1 pseudogene is annotated in these 836 nt (G+C 47.2%); it reads left to right on the top strand.

Annotated elements, in window-relative coordinates:
- A pseudogene (locus tag R7O13_RS25600) lies at positions 1–836 on the top strand (hypothetical protein); the annotation flags it as partial.

The following is an 836-nucleotide window of genomic DNA, read 5'->3' as shown; positions in this document are numbered from 1 at the left end:
CCCAAACAGCGGCATCACCTTGCAAGAACTGCCGTTGCTGTCGGGACGTGACTATGAAGTCGACCCATACCAAGGCCGAATTATTCTAACCAAACCACTAAGCAACATCATTTCTGACAACTTTGGCTCGGTCATTAACGACTCCCCAGCTGACGGTTATGACAACTATCTTGCTGTCGATTATGAATACGTGCCTCAAGGCAGTGAAGCGCTTGGTGCAATGACCGCTGGTGGACGCGTCAAAGGTTGGGTAAACGACTACATCGGTGTAGGTGCAAACTATCAAACCGAAGAAAAAGATAACCAAGACTATGAGGCGTACGGCACAGACTTAACGCTACGAGCATCAGAAGGCACCTATTTGAAAGCCGAGTTCGGCCACAGTAAAGGTCGTCAAACCGATTCTAACTATGTCTCTTTCGATGGCGGTTTAACCTTTACGCCTATTGGTGGCAGTGCGGATGATCGTGAAGGTGACTCTTATCAAGTGAAAGGGGTGATGAACCTCTACGATATCGCCCCGAGCGTGTTTTCTGCTGTGGGTAACGATGTTAAAGCTTGGTACAAATCTAAAGATGCAGGTTACAGCTACGCAAGCCAAGATGACGATTTAGAACAAGAATCTTATGGTACGGAAATCCGTCTTCAAGCAACGGATCGTGTTGCGGTGAAAACTCGATTTACTTCGATGGAAGAGCGTGAGTCCGACGGCACACTAAGAACGGATTCTCAACAGGCAGAACTGGAAACTCAGGTCAAAGTGACCAAACACATCAAGATTTCCGCAGCAGGTAAACAGGTCGAAGAGTTAAACAACGAAGACGAAAAAGGCAAAG

Source organism: Vibrio sp. Y176 (assembly GCF_033438945.1).
This window is presented reverse-complemented; position numbering and strand designations above follow the sequence as displayed.